Annotated in this window: 12 protein-coding genes, 1 tRNA gene and 1 riboswitch; of the genes, 1 reads left to right on the top strand and 12 read right to left on the bottom strand. The window is 33.7% G+C overall.

Going from position 1 to position 15,684, the window contains the following annotated elements; genetic code table 11:
- Window positions 1-34 precede the first annotated feature (34 nt).
- The 7 genes from AC9UFV_RS01335 to AC9UFV_RS01305 are packed head-to-tail and all read right to left on the bottom strand — an operon-like array spanning window position 35 to window position 8,146.
- Complete coding sequence (locus AC9UFV_RS01335; RefSeq protein ID WP_509571979.1) at window positions 35-1,264, bottom strand: 3-phosphoshikimate 1-carboxyvinyltransferase; 1,230 nt, start codon at window positions 1,262-1,264, stop codon at window positions 35-37.
- Window positions 1,264-1,590 carry a MazG nucleotide pyrophosphohydrolase domain-containing protein gene (locus AC9UFV_RS01330; protein ID WP_027310794.1) on the bottom strand — a complete coding sequence of 109 codons (327 nt, stop codon included), beginning with the start codon at window positions 1,588-1,590 and terminating at the stop codon, window positions 1,264-1,266. Before AC9UFV_RS01330 ends, AC9UFV_RS01335 begins: the two co-directional genes overlap by 1 nt.
- Window positions 1,591-1,613: 23 nt before the next feature.
- Window positions 1,614-3,629, bottom strand: a complete 2,016-nt coding sequence (locus tag AC9UFV_RS01325; protein ID WP_509571977.1) for a transglutaminase family protein — start codon at window positions 3,627-3,629, stop codon at window positions 1,614-1,616.
- Window positions 3,630-3,639: 10 nt separating this feature from the next.
- Complete coding sequence (locus AC9UFV_RS01320; RefSeq protein ID WP_509571975.1) at window positions 3,640-5,547, bottom strand: DUF3858 domain-containing protein; 1,908 nt, start codon at window positions 5,545-5,547, stop codon at window positions 3,640-3,642.
- A gap of 56 nt (window positions 5,548-5,603) precedes the next feature.
- On the bottom strand, window positions 5,604-6,056 hold the full coding sequence (gene dtd / locus AC9UFV_RS01315; protein ID WP_509571973.1) for a D-aminoacyl-tRNA deacylase: 453 nt from the start codon (window positions 6,054-6,056) through the stop codon (window positions 5,604-5,606).
- Between the two features lie 5 nt (window positions 6,057-6,061).
- Entirely contained in the window at window positions 6,062-7,042 is a 981-nt protein-coding gene (gene rsgA, locus AC9UFV_RS01310; RefSeq protein WP_509571971.1) for a ribosome small subunit-dependent GTPase A, read from the bottom strand.
- Between the two features lie 15 nt (window positions 7,043-7,057).
- The gene (locus AC9UFV_RS01305) at window positions 7,058-8,146 is read right to left on the bottom strand and encodes a chorismate mutase (RefSeq protein WP_509572033.1); all 1,089 of its coding nucleotides are present in this window, start codon (window positions 8,144-8,146) and stop codon (window positions 7,058-7,060) included.
- Between the two features lie 196 nt (window positions 8,147-8,342).
- Between AC9UFV_RS01305 and gldA the strand changes: the two genes are divergently transcribed.
- Window positions 8,343-9,242 (top strand): gliding motility-associated ABC transporter ATP-binding subunit GldA, encoded by a 900-nt coding sequence (gene gldA, locus AC9UFV_RS01300; RefSeq protein WP_509571969.1) that lies wholly within the window; start codon window positions 8,343-8,345, stop codon window positions 9,240-9,242.
- A gap of 4 nt (window positions 9,243-9,246) precedes the next feature.
- On the opposite strand, the gene metF is transcribed toward gldA, so the two are convergent.
- From metF to AC9UFV_RS01275, 5 genes are all read right to left on the bottom strand, one after another.
- On the bottom strand, window positions 9,247-10,203 hold the full coding sequence (gene metF / locus AC9UFV_RS01295; protein WP_509571967.1) for a methylenetetrahydrofolate reductase [NAD(P)H]: 957 nt from the start codon (window positions 10,201-10,203) through the stop codon (window positions 9,247-9,249).
- A 12-nt stretch (window positions 10,204-10,215) separates the two neighbouring features.
- A complete protein-coding gene (metH, locus tag AC9UFV_RS01290; RefSeq protein WP_509571965.1) occupies window positions 10,216-12,903 on the bottom strand; it encodes a methionine synthase in 2,688 nt (895 codons plus the stop codon).
- Window positions 12,904-12,997: 94 nt separating this feature from the next.
- The gene (locus tag AC9UFV_RS01285; RefSeq protein ID WP_509571963.1) at window positions 12,998-13,987 is read right to left on the bottom strand and encodes a homocysteine S-methyltransferase family protein; all 990 of its coding nucleotides are present in this window, start codon (window positions 13,985-13,987) and stop codon (window positions 12,998-13,000) included.
- Window positions 13,988-14,165: 178 nt separating this feature from the next.
- Window positions 14,166-14,271, bottom strand: a riboswitch (SAM riboswitch).
- A 275-nt stretch (window positions 14,272-14,546) separates the two neighbouring features.
- Window positions 14,547-14,620 (bottom strand) — tRNA-Asp (locus AC9UFV_RS01280).
- Between the two features lie 132 nt (window positions 14,621-14,752).
- Window positions 14,753-15,679, bottom strand: coding sequence for a DUF58 domain-containing protein (locus tag AC9UFV_RS01275; protein WP_509571961.1), 927 nt, complete (start codon window positions 15,677-15,679; stop codon window positions 14,753-14,755).
- Window positions 15,680-15,684 lie beyond the last annotated feature (5 nt).

The raw sequence follows: 15,684 nt of genomic DNA, 5'->3' as shown, positions 1-15,684 counted from the left end.
ATGCAAGGGCGCAGATACTCTAAGAAGTTTCAGATTAATATTCTGAAATCTCGAATCCTATTTTTCCTAAATCATTCCAAAAATTTGGATATGATTTTGACACAACGGCTGCATTTTCAATATTTAAAGTTGTTTTTAATGCTAAAGGTGCAAATGCCATTGCCATTCTATGATCATTATAGGTTGCTATTTTCTGATTTGAATTAATTGATTTTGAAGATTCTATTTTCAAGCTATCATTAGATATTGAAATTATTGCACCCAATTTCGAAAGTTCATTTTGAAGTGCTTCTAAACGATCCGTTTCCTTGATTTTTAGGGTTTGTAATCCTGTTAATTCACAGGAAATTCCTAATCCAAAAGCAGTTACAGCAATTGTTTGTGCGATATCGGGAGCGCTATTTAAGTTTAGATTTATATTTTGATTGATGATTTTTGAATTTTTAATAAGGGTGATATTTCCTTTTTTATAATGGGTTTCAACTCCCATTTGCTGATAATTTTTTGCTAAAACAGCATCGCCTTGCAAACTATTTTCTTTAAAACTAGATAGTTCAATTTGCGTACCCACCTCTGAAAGTGCAATTATTGAATACAAATAAGATGCTGAACTCCAATCGGATTCTACAACAATTGTTTTTTGTGTTGGGTTTTGAGTTTTGGGTTTTACGACAATTGTTTTATCTATAAATGAGGTTTCAACTCCAATTTCTTGAAGTAATTCCAATGTCATTTTAATATAGGAAAAAGAGGTGATTTCTCCAATTAATTTCAATTCCATTCCGTTTTGGAGACTTGGCGCGATTAACAAAAGTGCTGAAATGTATTGGCTACTCACATTTGCTTGAAGCGAAATTTTAGAAACGGTAAGTTTTTGCCCTGTGATTTTTATTGGAGGAAATCCTTCTTTTTCAAGGTATTCGATTGTTGCTCCAAGTTGTTTTAAAGCGTCAACTAAAATTTTTATTGGTCGCTCTTTCATTCTTGAGGAACCCGTTAATTTTATCGTTTTTCCTTCTTGTGATGCAAAATAAGCAGTTAAAAAACGCATTGCAGTTCCTGCGTGTTGAACATCTATTGTTTGGTTGTTGGAGGTCAACGCCGAGTTCATAACTTCTGAATCATCAGAATTAGAGGCATTTTCTATAACGATATTTGGATAAAGAGCTTTTAGCAATAACAATCTGTTGGTTTCCGATTTGGAACCAGAGATAGTAATTCGAGATTTTGGGTTTATCTTCTTTGCCGATAGCCTTACTTTCATTATTTCAATTTTTCATTGTCATGATGACGGTCTTTATCTCGAATAGATTTTAGATCCATTTTTTTATCAAAAGCAGCTTGAAGGTCAATTCCTGTTTGATTTGCAAGACAAAGAACAACAAAAACAACATCGGCAAGTTCTTCACCAAGGTCTTTATTTTTATCGGACTCTTTTTCCGATTGTTCTCCATAACGGCGAGCAATAATTCGAGCTACTTCTCCTACTTCTTCTGTAAGTTGGGCCATATTGGTAAGTTCATTAAAGTAACGAACACCGTGTTCTTTGATCCAATTATCAACTTCTAATTGGGAGTTTTTAAGGTTCATATCACTTAAATTTTATTAGCAAATTAAATCTTCTTTAAAACAATTTTCTCACTGTGCTTATCTACTATTTCTTTGAAGAAATTTTTTAATACATCATAGTATTCAGGACTAATAATTGCTTCGTTAATGTCTAAAGTATAGACAATTTGAAATTTATTTTCAGTATTGGAAACTAGGTAAGTAAAATTACAAATTCCATCAATCATGGCAACAGATTTTGATTGCGGAACAGTTTCTACGGCATATCCATCAGGAATTGTAAAACTAATATTGTATTTATCCTGATTTGGAAAAATAAAATCTACAGGGTATTCTCTCTTTTCTTGAGTAAAAATATTTTTAGTTTCTGCTAAAAAGAATACTGGAGAAAAGTACATTTTATCACCTATAACTTCAATTGAATTGTTATGAGAAAAAGTATAGTTTTCCACTACTGGTTTTGATAAATCCGTTTTATTAAGCACTTCATAATCGCCAATTTCAATTCCAGGATATTTTTTTTCAAGTTTTTCCAAATAACTTTCTTTACTTAAAGAATTGAACCTTTCTCTAAACGAATACGCATTGTAATCGAAATAATTTTCTCTAATTTTCCCTGTCATTGTACCATCTTTTTCAATAGTTAGCATCATATTAATTACGTCTTTAGAATTGTTCTTTGGCATTAAATCAACTTCTGTTGATGTTCCATCTCTTCTTATCATTCTTCCGATCCAATTCAAAGCATTAAAAGGCAAAATATTAGGCAAAGTATTTTTGTGGGTGGCGTCCAAAAGAATTAAGCTATTATTGTATTCAACCCCTGCAATTACGTAGTTAAAAGCCGTTCGAGATGGATAAACCGTTATCCCGTTTGAACGAGTGCTCAACAATACAGGATTAGCTTCAATTCCCGCATAACGCAACATGGACACAAGCATCAAATTAATTTCGGCAACATTTCCAGTTTTATCGATATAGGCTCTTCTAACTCCTTCATCACAATAATAACTGTTATTATTATTCCAATTCATCCTTGATTTTACAAAGTTGAAAATAGCTCCAATTTTTTCTTCATTAGAAACTAATCCACTTAAAATTATGTCGAGATCCTTTTCAAAATACCCAGTTTTATCAACTTCAGGTCCAAAGTTCTCAGCCATATAAATTTTTCTCACAACACCTTCCCAGTCGGATGCAAAATTCTCAAAACTGCTTTGCGGCATTCTTTTTCCAGAAAGTTCATGAATTACAGAAGAGGTATAATTATCAATATTATTAACAAAAGCCTCTTCCTTAATTGCAGGCACATTCTCGGCTATATATTTAGTTTGTGTTTCTATGTAATCTATTTTTTCATAGTCAAATTTAGTAGGATCCGTTGAAGTGCCTGTGGCTCTGGTTTTATCCGTTAGAGTGATCGTTCTATTTTTGCTTTCTACCGAAGATGTAATTGGAACATACCCTTTGTTTCTAACATTGTAGACATAATATTCAGGAATACATGCTAAAAATTCTGAGTAATTTACAGGAATGTCTCTTTGGAAATACCACTCTGGCAAAGTTGAAAAATAGGGTGAACGAATCACGACCTTAAATTCTAGAATGGAACCTACTTTTACATCTGGAAGTGTGATTTTTTTTCTAAAATAGTTTTTAGATCGGTTCTCCGTAAACTCTCCTTCGCTTTTTAATTTCGCTTTTTGAATTTTACCATCAACTAAATTGTAGGTAATCGCTTTTGAAAAAGTAACGGTTTCAGATGGCGATCCTCCAGTATAATAATTGTAAGAATGAGAAGCATTGCCGTATCCTTCTTTTTTGTATATTTTTATTTTAGTATCAATTTCGGTAACCATCCCAAAACCATTTAATTCGGAATATTCAAAATAGGTTCTTCCAACTTGAAATAGAACTGCAGCTACTGCCGAAGTATCTACAGGATGTGCTTTTTCTTTCAATTCTTCAATTGTTACCTTACCCAATTCGAATTTTTTCTGGGAAAAAGCAATAGTATTTATTAATAAAAATACAATGGTAAGTATTATTTTATTTTTCATTTTCTTTGATTTAAATTTTAGCTATTACTATTTTAGAATTGTCAGCCCTTCTTACTTTTTCGATAAACAACCTAAATTCTTCGAAATCCTCTTTTGGATAAATCCCTTTTTTCAAAAGCAGTTTACGTTTAAAGACTAGATTCAGACCGTCTTTTTTTATTATTTCCGTTTTATAAATACCGAATTTATTACTTATTTCGGTGTTTTCTGGCATTGCTTCAATTAAAAAACCAGCAGGTAAACTGATCGCAATTTCATCATTGTCTATAAAACCTCTTTCAATTTCAAATGGGTTGCGTCGGCTCCTAGTTTTTTTAAGATTACCGGAATATTGGTTGAAAGCATTTACTACAAATAAAATTTTATTTTGAGAAATAGCACCATAATTTACGGCACTAATTTTAAGGTTTTCTGTAAATGAAATCTTTTCTTTGTCGTTTATAAAAGTATTACTATTGATGACTAAATTATTAATATTACTCCAATAACTTTTATAATTTCTCTCTTTTTCATTGGGTGGTAGTTTCTCAATTTGGTACTTTTTTCCATATTGAGTACCTTCAGAAACAATTGAAATTTCCCCTTCAAAATCACCAGTTTCAGAAATGGAATAGTTGCCCTTGCTGAATTGTGAATTGGCATTTTCATCATAATTTTTAGTGCGAACAATTTCACCACCTTCAGGTTTAATAACTACTACGTTTCGATCATCAGTAAAATTAGCCTGATATCCGAATGGATTGTCTTGGCTTGTACATTCTAAAAAAACATACTCGCTTTGATTTGGAATAGCCAAAATAACGTGATTTCCTTGAACGGAAAAAAAATCGGATTCAATATCGATTTTATCCTGATCTCCATATAATTCTGTATAATAGGCCGGAACATCAACTGCGTTTAATAGTGCCCTAGTGTAATTCGATAAAGCTTTACAATCACCATAACTCAATCGATCAACATCACTTGCTAGCATTGGTTTAAACCCACCTATTCCAACTTGTACGCTGATGTATCTTGATTTGTTTTGAAGGTATTGGTAAACTATTTTTGCTTTTTTTATCGGATCTTTTTCAGTTCCCACTAACAATTTAATTTTTGTAATAGTTTCATCAGACAATTCGGAAGTTCCTTTTAAAATTTTATCAGAAAACCACTGACCGTATTCTTTCCAATTTTTGGCTGTACCATCAACTCCTTCTAAATTAAATGACTCTAAGCTCAACATTACTCTTGGGTAAATTTTAATAAAATCGGGGCTTAATTCTTCCGGTTTTTGAGCAATTACACCTTCAACAACATAGGACAATTGTGTTGAAGTATCTAAAGTTTTTTTAACATTAAATTTATCTAAATTAAACTCTTTCTTTTTAAAACCTAAGTCATTAGGATAGGTAACATTTAAGGAGCTTTTTTCAATACTAACGTAATAATCGGTAATTGGAATCCACTTTGGTATTAAAGCTGTATTTGATGTTTGAATTTCACAGGTAAAATTAACCGTAAATGGATAATTAATTGGAGTGTAATCTAAGTAAACAACTCGGCTATCCGAAAAAAGGGTTCCGCCACTTACTGCACTTTCATCAATGAAGTCTTTTTTTCTAACTTTCTTAATTTCATTTCCAAAGGCATCATAAATTATTGCTTCAATAGCATTTAATGATCTAGATTTGTCATAACCAGTAATTGCGCCAACTGCACTCAATCCATTTTTATTAAAAACGGTTACAACTCTATTGGTAGTAACAATCATTTTTCTTTGAGAAGAGATTGAAATTTCTTGATGATTTAAACGAACAACAGCATTTGAATTGGTTGACAAACTATCTGCTATTTGGATTACTGGAAATTTTATCTTTTGGGCTGCTGCAGCAAATGTAAAAAATGTAACTAGCAGAATTATAAGGTTTTGTTTCAAAATTTGGCTGAAAAAGAGTTTATAAAATCCAAATATAAACAAAATATGTATACCAATTATGATTTGTTTTTACTGTCAATAATTATGGTTACGGGGCCATCGTTTACCAATTCTACTTTCATATCTGCACCAAATTTTCCCGTTTGAATTTTCTTTCCAAGCTCCAATTCCATTTGCTGAATGAATTTTTCATACAACGGAATTGCTGTTTCTGGTTTTGAAGCTTTTATATAAGATGGGCGATTTCCCTTTTTAGTACTTGCTTGTAATGTAAATTGACTAACAATAATAATTTCTCCTTGAATGTCTTTCACAGATAAGTTCATGACTTCATTAGCATCGCCAAAAATTCGAAGATTAATTATTTTTTGGCTAAGCCAATTGATGTCTTCTTGGGAATCATCGTCTTCAATACCAACCAATACCAATAAACCCCTTTGAATATTAGCTACAATTTCGATTTCAATAGTTACCGAAGCGGAAGATACTCTCTGAATTACTACTTTCAAATTAATTACTTATTTCGGGTTTCATCACTAGCTTTTCGATCCTCATCATAAATATCAGTACGATAATGTTCGTCATCACCTTCTAAAATTCTAAGGTAACTTTTATATCGAGACCATGAAATTTGATCGTTTTCAAGGCCTTTTTTAATGGCACAATGTGGTTCGTCTTTGTGCAAACAATTATTGAATTTACATTGGTCTTTTAACTTAAAAAACTCCGGGAAATAACCGCTAATTTCTTCTTTTCCCATATCTACAATCCCAAATCCTTTAATTCCTGGGGTGTCAATAATTCTAGCATCGAAACTTAAATCGTACATTTCGGCAAATGTTGTGGTATGTTGTCCCTGCATGCTTTGCTCGGAAATAACTTTTGTTTTTAATTGTAAATTAGGTTCAAGTGCATTTACCAATGTAGATTTTCCTACCCCTGAATGTCCTGAAAACATACTTACTTTCCCAATCATTAGTTCTTTTAATACCTCTATTCCTTTCATTTCTGTTGAGGAAACCCGCAAACATTGGTAACCAATTTCTTGATAGATGTGTTGTAAGTACAATTGTTCGTCTAAAGTCGCTTCATCCAACGTATCGATTTTATTAAAAACTAAAACCGTTTCAATTCCATAAGCTTCAGCAGTTACCAAAAAACGATCAATAAAACTAGTTGTCGTAGGAGGATTATTAATAGTAATTAAAAGAAAAACACGATCAATATTGGAGGCGATAATGTGCATTTGATGGGATAAATTCACTGATTTTCGAACTATATAATTCTTCCTTTCATGAATATTGTGAATCGTACCTGTAACAGAATCGGATGTTTCTTCAAGTTCATAATCTACCCAATCGCCAACGGCAATTGGATTGGTACTTTTAATGCCTTTGATTCGGAATTTTCCTTTCATACGGCATTCAATAAAATCACCATTTTCAGATTTTACAGTGTACCAACTTCCAGTAGATTTATATACAAGTCCTGTCATGAGGCAAAGATAAAGTTAATTGGAAGAATGATTCATTATTTTTTCTTGATGACTAATGCTTTCTTGATGTATCGCTTTAAATAATTTTAAAATAAACTCCTCACTTAATCCTTTTTCTTCTCCGTCAGCGACCATTTTTTCTAAAATTTCTGCCCATCTTTTATTTTGTAAAACAGAAACATTTTTTGCCTTTTTTATTGCACCAATTTCTTCTGCAACCTTCATTCTATTTCCTAATAATTCCAATATTTTAGAATCGGTGATGTCAATTTTTGTTCTCAACTTTTCAATGTCAATATTGAAATCCTCTTCAAATGTTGCTTTTCTAATTACTAATTCTTGAATTATTTGCTTTAAAGCTTGAGGCGTTACTTGTTGATCGGCATCACTCCAAGCGTTTTCTGGGTCATTATGCGTTTCAATCATCAAACCATCATAATTTAAATCCATCGCTTGTTGAGAAACCTCTTTTATCATCGCTCTTTTACCGGTAATGTGCGAAGGATCGCAAATTAGAGGTAAATCAGGGAATTTACTTTGTAAATCGATAGCAATTTGCCACTCGGGAATATTTCTATATTTTGTTTTTTCATAGGTTGAAAAACCTCTGTGAATCACACCTAATTTTTTAATTCCAGCATTATATAATCGCTCTACACCACCAATCCATAAACCCAAATCAGGATTTACTGGGTTTTTAACCAATACAATTTTGTCGGTGTTTTTTAATGCGTCCGCAATTTCTTGAACTGCAAAAGTATTTACTGTTGTTCTAGCTCCTATCCAAAGTACATCGATATCATGATCTAAAGCTAACTTAACATGAGCAGCATTCGCAACTTCAATTGCCATCATCAAACCGGTTGCTGCTTTTGCTTTTTGCAACCATTTCAACCCAATTTCACCCACACCCTCAAATCCCCCAGGGCGAGTTCTCGGTTTCCAAATTCCTGCTCTAAAAATAGTAACATCAGAATTTTTCAATTCGTGTGCAATTTTTAAAACCTGCTCTTCCGTTTCTGCGCTACAAGGCCCCGCAATCATTAATGGATGTGGCAAGTTAAAATCGTCTAACCACTTTCTCATTTCTTTATTGTTAACCATGTTATTCATTCTTTGGATTGCGCTATTTAAATACTCTACAAAATTATTACAATTATCTTGAATTTCCTTTTTGTTTGCTTATTATTTACAACAATTTTAGATTTTGTTCGTTACCTAAATAAATAATGATTCGGCATTTTAGAAATGATTATGGAAAACCTAATTATTCTGCTTACTTTTGTTAAAAATAAATAATATGTCAATTGAAGTTGTAAATATTTCTAAAAGTTATGGTGATCAGAAAGCCCTGGACGCCGTTTCATTCTCTGTTAAAAAAGGAGAAATTGTAGGTTTTTTAGGTCCGAATGGTGCTGGAAAATCAACATTAATGAAAATATTAACTACCTATATCACTTCAGATGAAGGTAGTGCAGCCGTAAACGGATTTGATGTAAATTCTCATCAAAAATCAGTTCAATTGTCTGTAGGTTATTTGCCTGAGCACAATCCATTGTATTTAGATTTGTATGTTAGAGAATATTTGGCTTTCAATGCCGATGTTTTTAAAGTAGAAAAATCAAGAATTAATGACGTTATTGAATTAACAGGATTAACCTCTGAAAGTCATAAAAAAATTGGGCAATTGTCCAAAGGATATCGTCAAAGAGTGGGTTTAGCCAATGCGCTTTTACACAATCCTGATGTTTTAATATTAGATGAACCTACCACAGGTTTAGATCCAAATCAGTTGGTTGAAATAAGAAATGTGATTAAGAACGTTGGTAGAGATAAAACGGTATTCTTGTCAACACACATTATGCAAGAGGTTGAGGCAATTTGCGATCGGGTAATTATTATCAATAATGGTAAAATTGTAACTGATAAAAAATTAGACAAACTGATTTCTTCCGACAAAGAACAAGTTATCGAAGTTGAATTTGATCTTAAAATCGAAGAGCAAGCTATTGCAAAAATTCCTCACTTAAGATCCTATAAAAATGTTCACGATATGGTCTGGGAATTGACATTTATTTCTGAAACCGATATGCGTCCAGTCGTTTTTGATTTTGCAAATGAAAATGGTTTAAAAACCCTTCAATTGAATCAAAAGAATAAAAATTTAGAAGCCATTTTTAGGGAAATTACTAAAAAATAATTTTCTAAAATACTGCTTTAGCAATTTGTCGAATGTTTTCTGATTTTCCCATAGAATAATAATGCAAAACAGGAACTCCAGCTTGTTTTAATTCTAATGATTGTTGGATTGCCCATTCAATACCTACCGCTTTTACCTCAGCCGCAGAAGTGCTTTTTTCAATAGCGCTAATTAAATCTTCTGGCAAATCTACTCGGAAAACTTGTGGCAAAAGCTGCATGTGTTTCTTTACGGCAATTGGTTTAATTCCTGGGATAATTGGTATTGTAATTCCAATTGCTCTTGCTTTTTCTACAAATTCGAAGTATTTAGAATTATCAAAAAACATTTGGGTAACCACATAATCGGCGCCAGCATCTACTTTTTCTTTTAGTCTTTTTAAATCCGATTGTAGTGATGGTGATTCCAAGTGTTTCTCAGGATAACCGGCCACACCTATACAAAAATCTGCTTTATTATCAACATCAATTAAATCATGTAAATATTTACCGTCATTTAATTGTTTAATTTGTTTTACTAAATCTACCGCGTAATTATTACCGCCATTTTTAGGCATAAAATATTTCTCTTCTTTCATCGCATCGCCTCTTAATGCCATTACATTATCGATTCCTAAATAGTGACAATCCACCAATAAATATTCTGTTTCTTCTTTAGTAAAACCACCACAAAGTACATGCGGAATGGTATCTACATCGTATTTATGTTTTATGGAAGCACAAATTCCAAGAGTTCCAGGCCGCATTCTTGTTAGCTTTTTATCTAATAATCCGTTTCCTTTATCGATATAAACAAACTCTTCACGAGAAGTTGTTACATCAATAAATGGCGGATTAAATTCCATTAATGGGTCGATATTGTCATACAATTCTTGAATGCTTTTCCCTTTTTGAGGCGGTATAATTTCAAAAGAAAATAATGTATTCCCTTTCGCTTTTTCGATGTGTTTTGTTACTTTCATTTGTATTATTATTTAATCAGCAATTGTTGGATTTAACCATTTTATTGCTACTTCTGTTGAAATGTTTCTACGTTTTGAATAATCTATAACTTGATCTTCTTTAATTTTTCCGAGTCCAAAATACTTACTTTCAGGATTTCCAAAATAATATCCAGATACGGATGAAGCAGGCCACATGGCCATACTTTCGGTAAGTTTAACTCCAATTTCTTGTTCTACATCTAGTAATTTCCAAATGGTAGGTTTCTCCAAATGGTCCGGACAAGCTGGATAACCTGGCGCTGGTCGAATTCCTTTATACTTTTCGTCTATTAAATCATCCGGTGATAAAACCTCCTCTTTAGCGTAGCCCCAAATGTCTTTTCTCACTTTTTCATGCAAATATTCCGCAAAAGCCTCCGCCAATCGATCCGCAAGTGCTTTTACCATAATTGAATTATAGTCGTCTAATTTTGTTTCAAATTCCGCAGCCCATTCATCAACTCCAAAACCGGTTGTAACACAGAATGCTCCAATATAATCTGTTTTACCAGAATCTTTCGGTGCAATAAAATCAGCTAATGAAATATTTGGTGCTCCAGCAGTTTTTTGAGATTGCTGACGTAATGTTAGAAAAGCTATTGGTTGTTGGTTGTTGGTTGTTGGTTGAACCAAAATGTCATCGTCGTTAATTTGATTCGCAGGAAAAATTCCATAAATCCCTTTAGCAGATAATTTCTTTTCATTCAAAATTACTTTCAACATTTCTTGTGCATCTGCAAAAACAGAAGTTGCTTGTTCGCCTACTACTTCATCTGTTAAAATAGCTGGATATTTTCCGAACAATTCCCAAGTTCTAAAAAACGGAGTCCAATCAATGTAAGGAATTAAATCATCTAAATCTACCTCTATGGTTTTTGTTCCAATAAAATTTGGTTTTACAGGCGTAAAATTATCCCAATCTAATTTTAATTTATTAGCACGAGCTTGTTCGATAGTTAGAAAATTTTTATCTCGACTTCTATTCAAATAACCTTCTCGCAGTTCGTCATATTCTGAGCGAATTTCAGAAGTGTATTTTAAATTAGTATCCTCGTTCAATAAATTTCCTGCCACAGTAACCGCTCTTGAAGCATCATTAACATGAACCACAGTGCTTGAATATTGAGGTGCAATTTTAACAGCAGTATGCGCTCGTGAAGTGGTTGCTCCCCCAATCATAATTGGGATTTTCACATTTAACCTCTCCAATTCTTTAGCCAAATAAACCATTTCATCCAATGATGGCGTGATCAATCCGCTTAACCCAATAATATCAACGTTGTGTTCAATTGCAGCAGCGATAATTTTTTCAGGCGCAACCATTACCCCTAAATCGATAATTTCATAATTATTACAACCTAAAACTACCGAAACTATATTTTTTCCAATGTCATGAACATCGCCTTTTACTGTTGCCATTAAGATTTTGCCGGCCCCTTGCTTGTCACCAACTTGTTTGCTTGCTTCGATGTAAGGAAGTAAATACGCAACTGCTTTTTTCATTACACGTGCTGATTTTACAACTTGTGGCAAGAACATTTTCCCGCTTCCGAACAAATCCCCAACAACATTCATTCCAGCCATTAAATTGATTTCAATAACATCTATTGGTTTGGAAGCGGCGAGTCTGGCTTCTTCAATATCTTGGTCGATAAATTCATCTATCCCTTTAACTAATGAATGTGTTAATCGCTCTTGAATAGAACCCGAGCGCCATTCTTGAACTGCTTTTTCATTATTCTTGGAATCTCCTTTTACATTTTCGGCAAAATCCAGTAATCTTTCAGTGGCATCTTCTCTTCTATTTAAAAGTACATCTTCAACATGTTCTAATAAATCTTTTGGGATTTCATCATAAATAGTTAGCATTTCTGGGTTTACAATTCCCATGGTCATACCATGATTAATTGCATGATATAAAAACACTGAATGCATGGCCTCACGAACGGTATCGTTTCCTCTGAAAGAGAATGAAACGTTACTAACTCCTCCACTTACATGTGCATGAGGTAAATTTTCATTAATCCATTTAGTTGCTCTAAAGAAATCTAGCGCATTCAATTTGTGTTCGTCCATTCCTGTAGCAACAGGAAAAATATTAGGATCAAATATGATGTCTTGGGGTGGAAAACCAACTTCATTAACTAAAATATCGTAAGATCTTTTACAAATTTCGATTCGCCTTTCATAAGTATCGGCTTGTCCGACTTCGTCGAAGGCCATGATTATCACTGCAGCACCGTATTTTTTAATTAATTTGGCATGATGAATAAACCGTTCTTCGCCTTCTTTGAGAGAAATTGAATTGACCACACTTTTCCCTTGCGCCACCTTCAAACCGGCTTCTATAATTTCCCATTTTGAACTGTCAATCATCAAAGGAACACGGGAAATGTCGGGTTCGGCGGCGATTAAATTCAGAAATTTGGTCATTGCGTAAACACCATCAAGCATTCCCTCGTCCATATTGACATCGATGATTTGTGCCCCACCTTCAACCTGCTCTTTTGCAATAGAAAGCGCTTCTTCGTATTTCTCTTCTTTAATTAATCGAAGAAATTTTCGTGAACCCGTTACATTTGTTCTTTCACCAACGTTAATGAAGTTAGTGTCGGGAGTCACTATAAGTGGTTCCAAACCTGACAGTTTTAAATATTTTTTTGTTTCTGACATATTCATTTTTTAATCCTGCAAGGTTTTCATAACCTTGTAGGTTTGAACTCATTTTCATTTTTTTATCCTACAAGGTTATGAAAACCTTGCAGGATAGTTGTTAAACTTTCCTCGGTTTATACTCCTTCGCCACCTCGGCAATTAATTTAATATGATCGGGATTAGTACCACAACATCCTCCAATTATATTGATTAAATTTTCGTCTAAATACTCTTTAATTTGTGCTTGCATTTCGGCGGGTGTTTCGTCGTATTGTCCGAAAGCGTTTGGCAATCCTGCATTGGGATGTGCCGAAATATTAAAAGAGGTATTGTGAGATAATTGCTTCAAATAGGGTTTTAGTTGTTTCGCTCCTAAAGCACAATTAAATCCAACGCTCAACAATGGAATATGTGAAATTGAAATTAAAAATGCTTCCACTGTTTGCCCTGAAAGTGTTCTTCCAGAAGCATCAGTAATTGTTCCGGAAACCATTATTGGAATATCTATTTTGCGTTCTTCTTTTACTTCTTCAATTGCAAAAAGTGCCGCTTTTGCATTTAGGGTGTCAAAAATAGTTTCTACCAAAAGCAAATCTACTCCGCCGTCAATTAGCGCTTCAACTTGTTGTTTATAGGCAATTCTTAATTCATCAAACGTTACGGCTCTGAATCCTGGATCATTTACATCCGGCGACATGCTTACCGTTCTGTTTGTTGGTCCGATTGAACCAGCAACGAATCTTGGTTTTTCAGGGTTTTTTGTTGTAAATTCATCAGCGACTTCACGTGCAATTTTGGCAGATTCAAAATTGAGTTCGTAAACTAAATCCTCCAAATGGTAATCGGTCATTCCGATTGTTGTACCTGAGAAAGTATTGGTTTCTACGATATCGGCACCGGCTTCAAAATATTGAGCATGAATGGATGCTATTGCTTGCGGTTGGGTGAGTGATAACAAATCGTTGTTTCCTTTCAGGGAATGTGGAAAATTTGCAAAACGTTCACCTCTGAAATCTTCTTCGGAAAAATTATAGCGTTGCAGCATGGTTCCCATTGCTCCATCGAGAATTAGTATTCGTTTGTTTATTTCTTGTAAAATCGAACTCATTTATTTTTTTACTGATATTAATAGAGAGGCCTTTAAATAAAACTATACTCCCGGTTGTAGTGAAAATCCTGCGGTTTTTACCGCAGATTGCAACGAAAACGGGAATACGAATTATTAGAATGCCGAAAAATTCGGTTCAAAAAAATAAAAAATGTTATGGAAAGGGAGAGAAATTCTCAGGTTATCTGTTCACGCGTGGCGTGATAGAATGTAGCACCTTCTTTAGTATTAAAGGGTTGCTAAGCTTTCATTGGGTCTAATCCCTCGGGCTTTCGTGATAACAATCAGTACATTTAAGAACGCTGCAAAGTAAGTGAATTGTGCTTTATTTTACAAGTTTATAAGTTTAAAATATTAAAATAATTATACAAACGCCTTTAAATCAAAAAAGCCATCCTTAAATTCTGAAAAAATCAGAATAAATGGAAAGCTTTTCATTGGTCTAACTACTAAACCGGGCTACGGGTTACAAAGCCGTAGCAAAACAACACAACAATCTTAAAAACCTTTTTTGGGCAAAAAAGTCACGTTGTTACACGTGACTTTTCCCAATTTTAAGCGGTCTGGACGGGACTCGAACCCGCGACCCCATGCGTGACAGGCATGTATTCTAACCAACTGAACTACCAAACCAGCGCTTTATTTCTTCACTAAACTTTTATTTTCATTGGAGTTAAGCGAACTTTGTTTGCGAGGGCAAATATACAACCTATTTCGACTCTAGCAAGTGTTTTTTGAGAAAAATTTTAATATTCAGGGTCAATATCACCCAAAGGTTTGTTTTTCAACTAGGTATGTCGTGAGGATTTTCTCAAAATTAGCTCCAACAGAAACGGGAACATACTTAATTTTATTCTGGGCACAAGTAATTGCTACCTTTTTGAAATAATCTGAAACCTGATTTTCGTAGGTTTCCTTAATATTATCTGCGAAAATATTAATTTCTTCCCCCGATTCAAGGTCGATGAATTTTCTTGGTGCGGCATCGAAATCAAAATTCAATTCGGTTTTTTGATCAATTACATGAAACAAAACGATTTTGTGTTTGTTGTGTTTTAAATGTTGTAGTGCTGTAAATAATGCTTCCTCATCGCCAGTTTGAAACATATCAGTAAATAAAACAATCATGGAGCGGCGATGAATTTTTTCGGCAATTTGATGTAAAAAGGAAATTGTATCGGTGCTTTTTGGTGTTTTGCTGTTTTCCAATAGTGATTCTAATTTGTTTAAAATCATTCGGTGGTGGCGATCGCTTCCTTTCTCGGGCGCATAATATTCGTAACTATCAGAATAAACACTCAGCCCAACGGCATCGCGTTGTTTCTTCAATAAATTCATTAAAACAGCTGAAGCTAAAACAGAAAAACCAATTTTATTTTCATAAAATAACTGACTGTCCTTCAACTTTGGATAATGCATTGACGAGGAATTGTCAATAATTAAATGACATCGTAAATTGGTTTCCTCCTCGTATCTTTTTGTATAAAGTCGATCGGTTTTTGCAAAAAGTTTCCAATCGATGTGCTTTGTAGTTTCGCCAGGGTTGTACACTTTATGTTCCGCAAACTCGGCAGAAAATCCATGAAACGGACTTTTATGCATTCCCGAAATAAACCCTTCAACCACTTGATTGGCTAATAATTCAAGGTGCTGAAAGCTAGAAATTTTCTCTATTTGTGATTCAATTTTCATCCCTC

Source organism: Flavobacterium sp., from assembly GCF_044349645.1.
Classification (GTDB): Bacteria; Bacteroidota; Bacteroidia; order Flavobacteriales; family Flavobacteriaceae; genus Flavobacterium.
This window is presented reverse-complemented; position numbering and strand designations above follow the sequence as displayed.

What these genes read in the sequence shown, in the direction of transcription:
- metH (WP_509571965.1), bottom strand. Translation starts at nt 12,903, where the DNA reads ATGAATATGTCAGAAACAAAAAAATATTTAAAACTGTCAGGTTTGGAA.
- AC9UFV_RS01285 (WP_509571963.1), bottom strand. Translation starts at nt 13,987, where the DNA reads ATGAGTTCGATTTTACAAGAAATAAACAAACGAATACTAATTCTCGAT.
- AC9UFV_RS01275 (WP_509571961.1), bottom strand. Translation starts at nt 15,679, where the DNA reads ATGAAAATTGAATCACAAATAGAGAAAATTTCTAGCTTTCAGCACCTT.
- AC9UFV_RS01305 (WP_509572033.1), bottom strand. Translation starts at nt 8,146, where the DNA reads ATGGTTAACAATAAAGAAATGAGAAAGTGGTTAGACGATTTTAACTTG.
- AC9UFV_RS01335 (WP_509571979.1), bottom strand. Translation starts at nt 1,264, where the DNA reads ATGAAAGTAAGGCTATCGGCAAAGAAGATAAACCCAAAATCTCGAATT.
- metF (WP_509571967.1), bottom strand. Translation starts at nt 10,203, where the DNA reads ATGAAAGTAACAAAACACATCGAAAAAGCGAAAGGGAATACATTATTT.
- rsgA (WP_509571971.1), bottom strand. Translation starts at nt 7,042, where the DNA reads ATGACAGGACTTGTATATAAATCTACTGGAAGTTGGTACACTGTAAAA.
- AC9UFV_RS01330 (WP_027310794.1), bottom strand. Translation starts at nt 1,590, where the DNA reads ATGAACCTTAAAAACTCCCAATTAGAAGTTGATAATTGGATCAAAGAA.
- AC9UFV_RS01325 (WP_509571977.1), bottom strand. Translation starts at nt 3,629, where the DNA reads ATGAAAAATAAAATAATACTTACCATTGTATTTTTATTAATAAATACT.
- gldA (WP_509571969.1), top strand. Translation starts at nt 8,343, where the DNA reads ATGTCAATTGAAGTTGTAAATATTTCTAAAAGTTATGGTGATCAGAAA.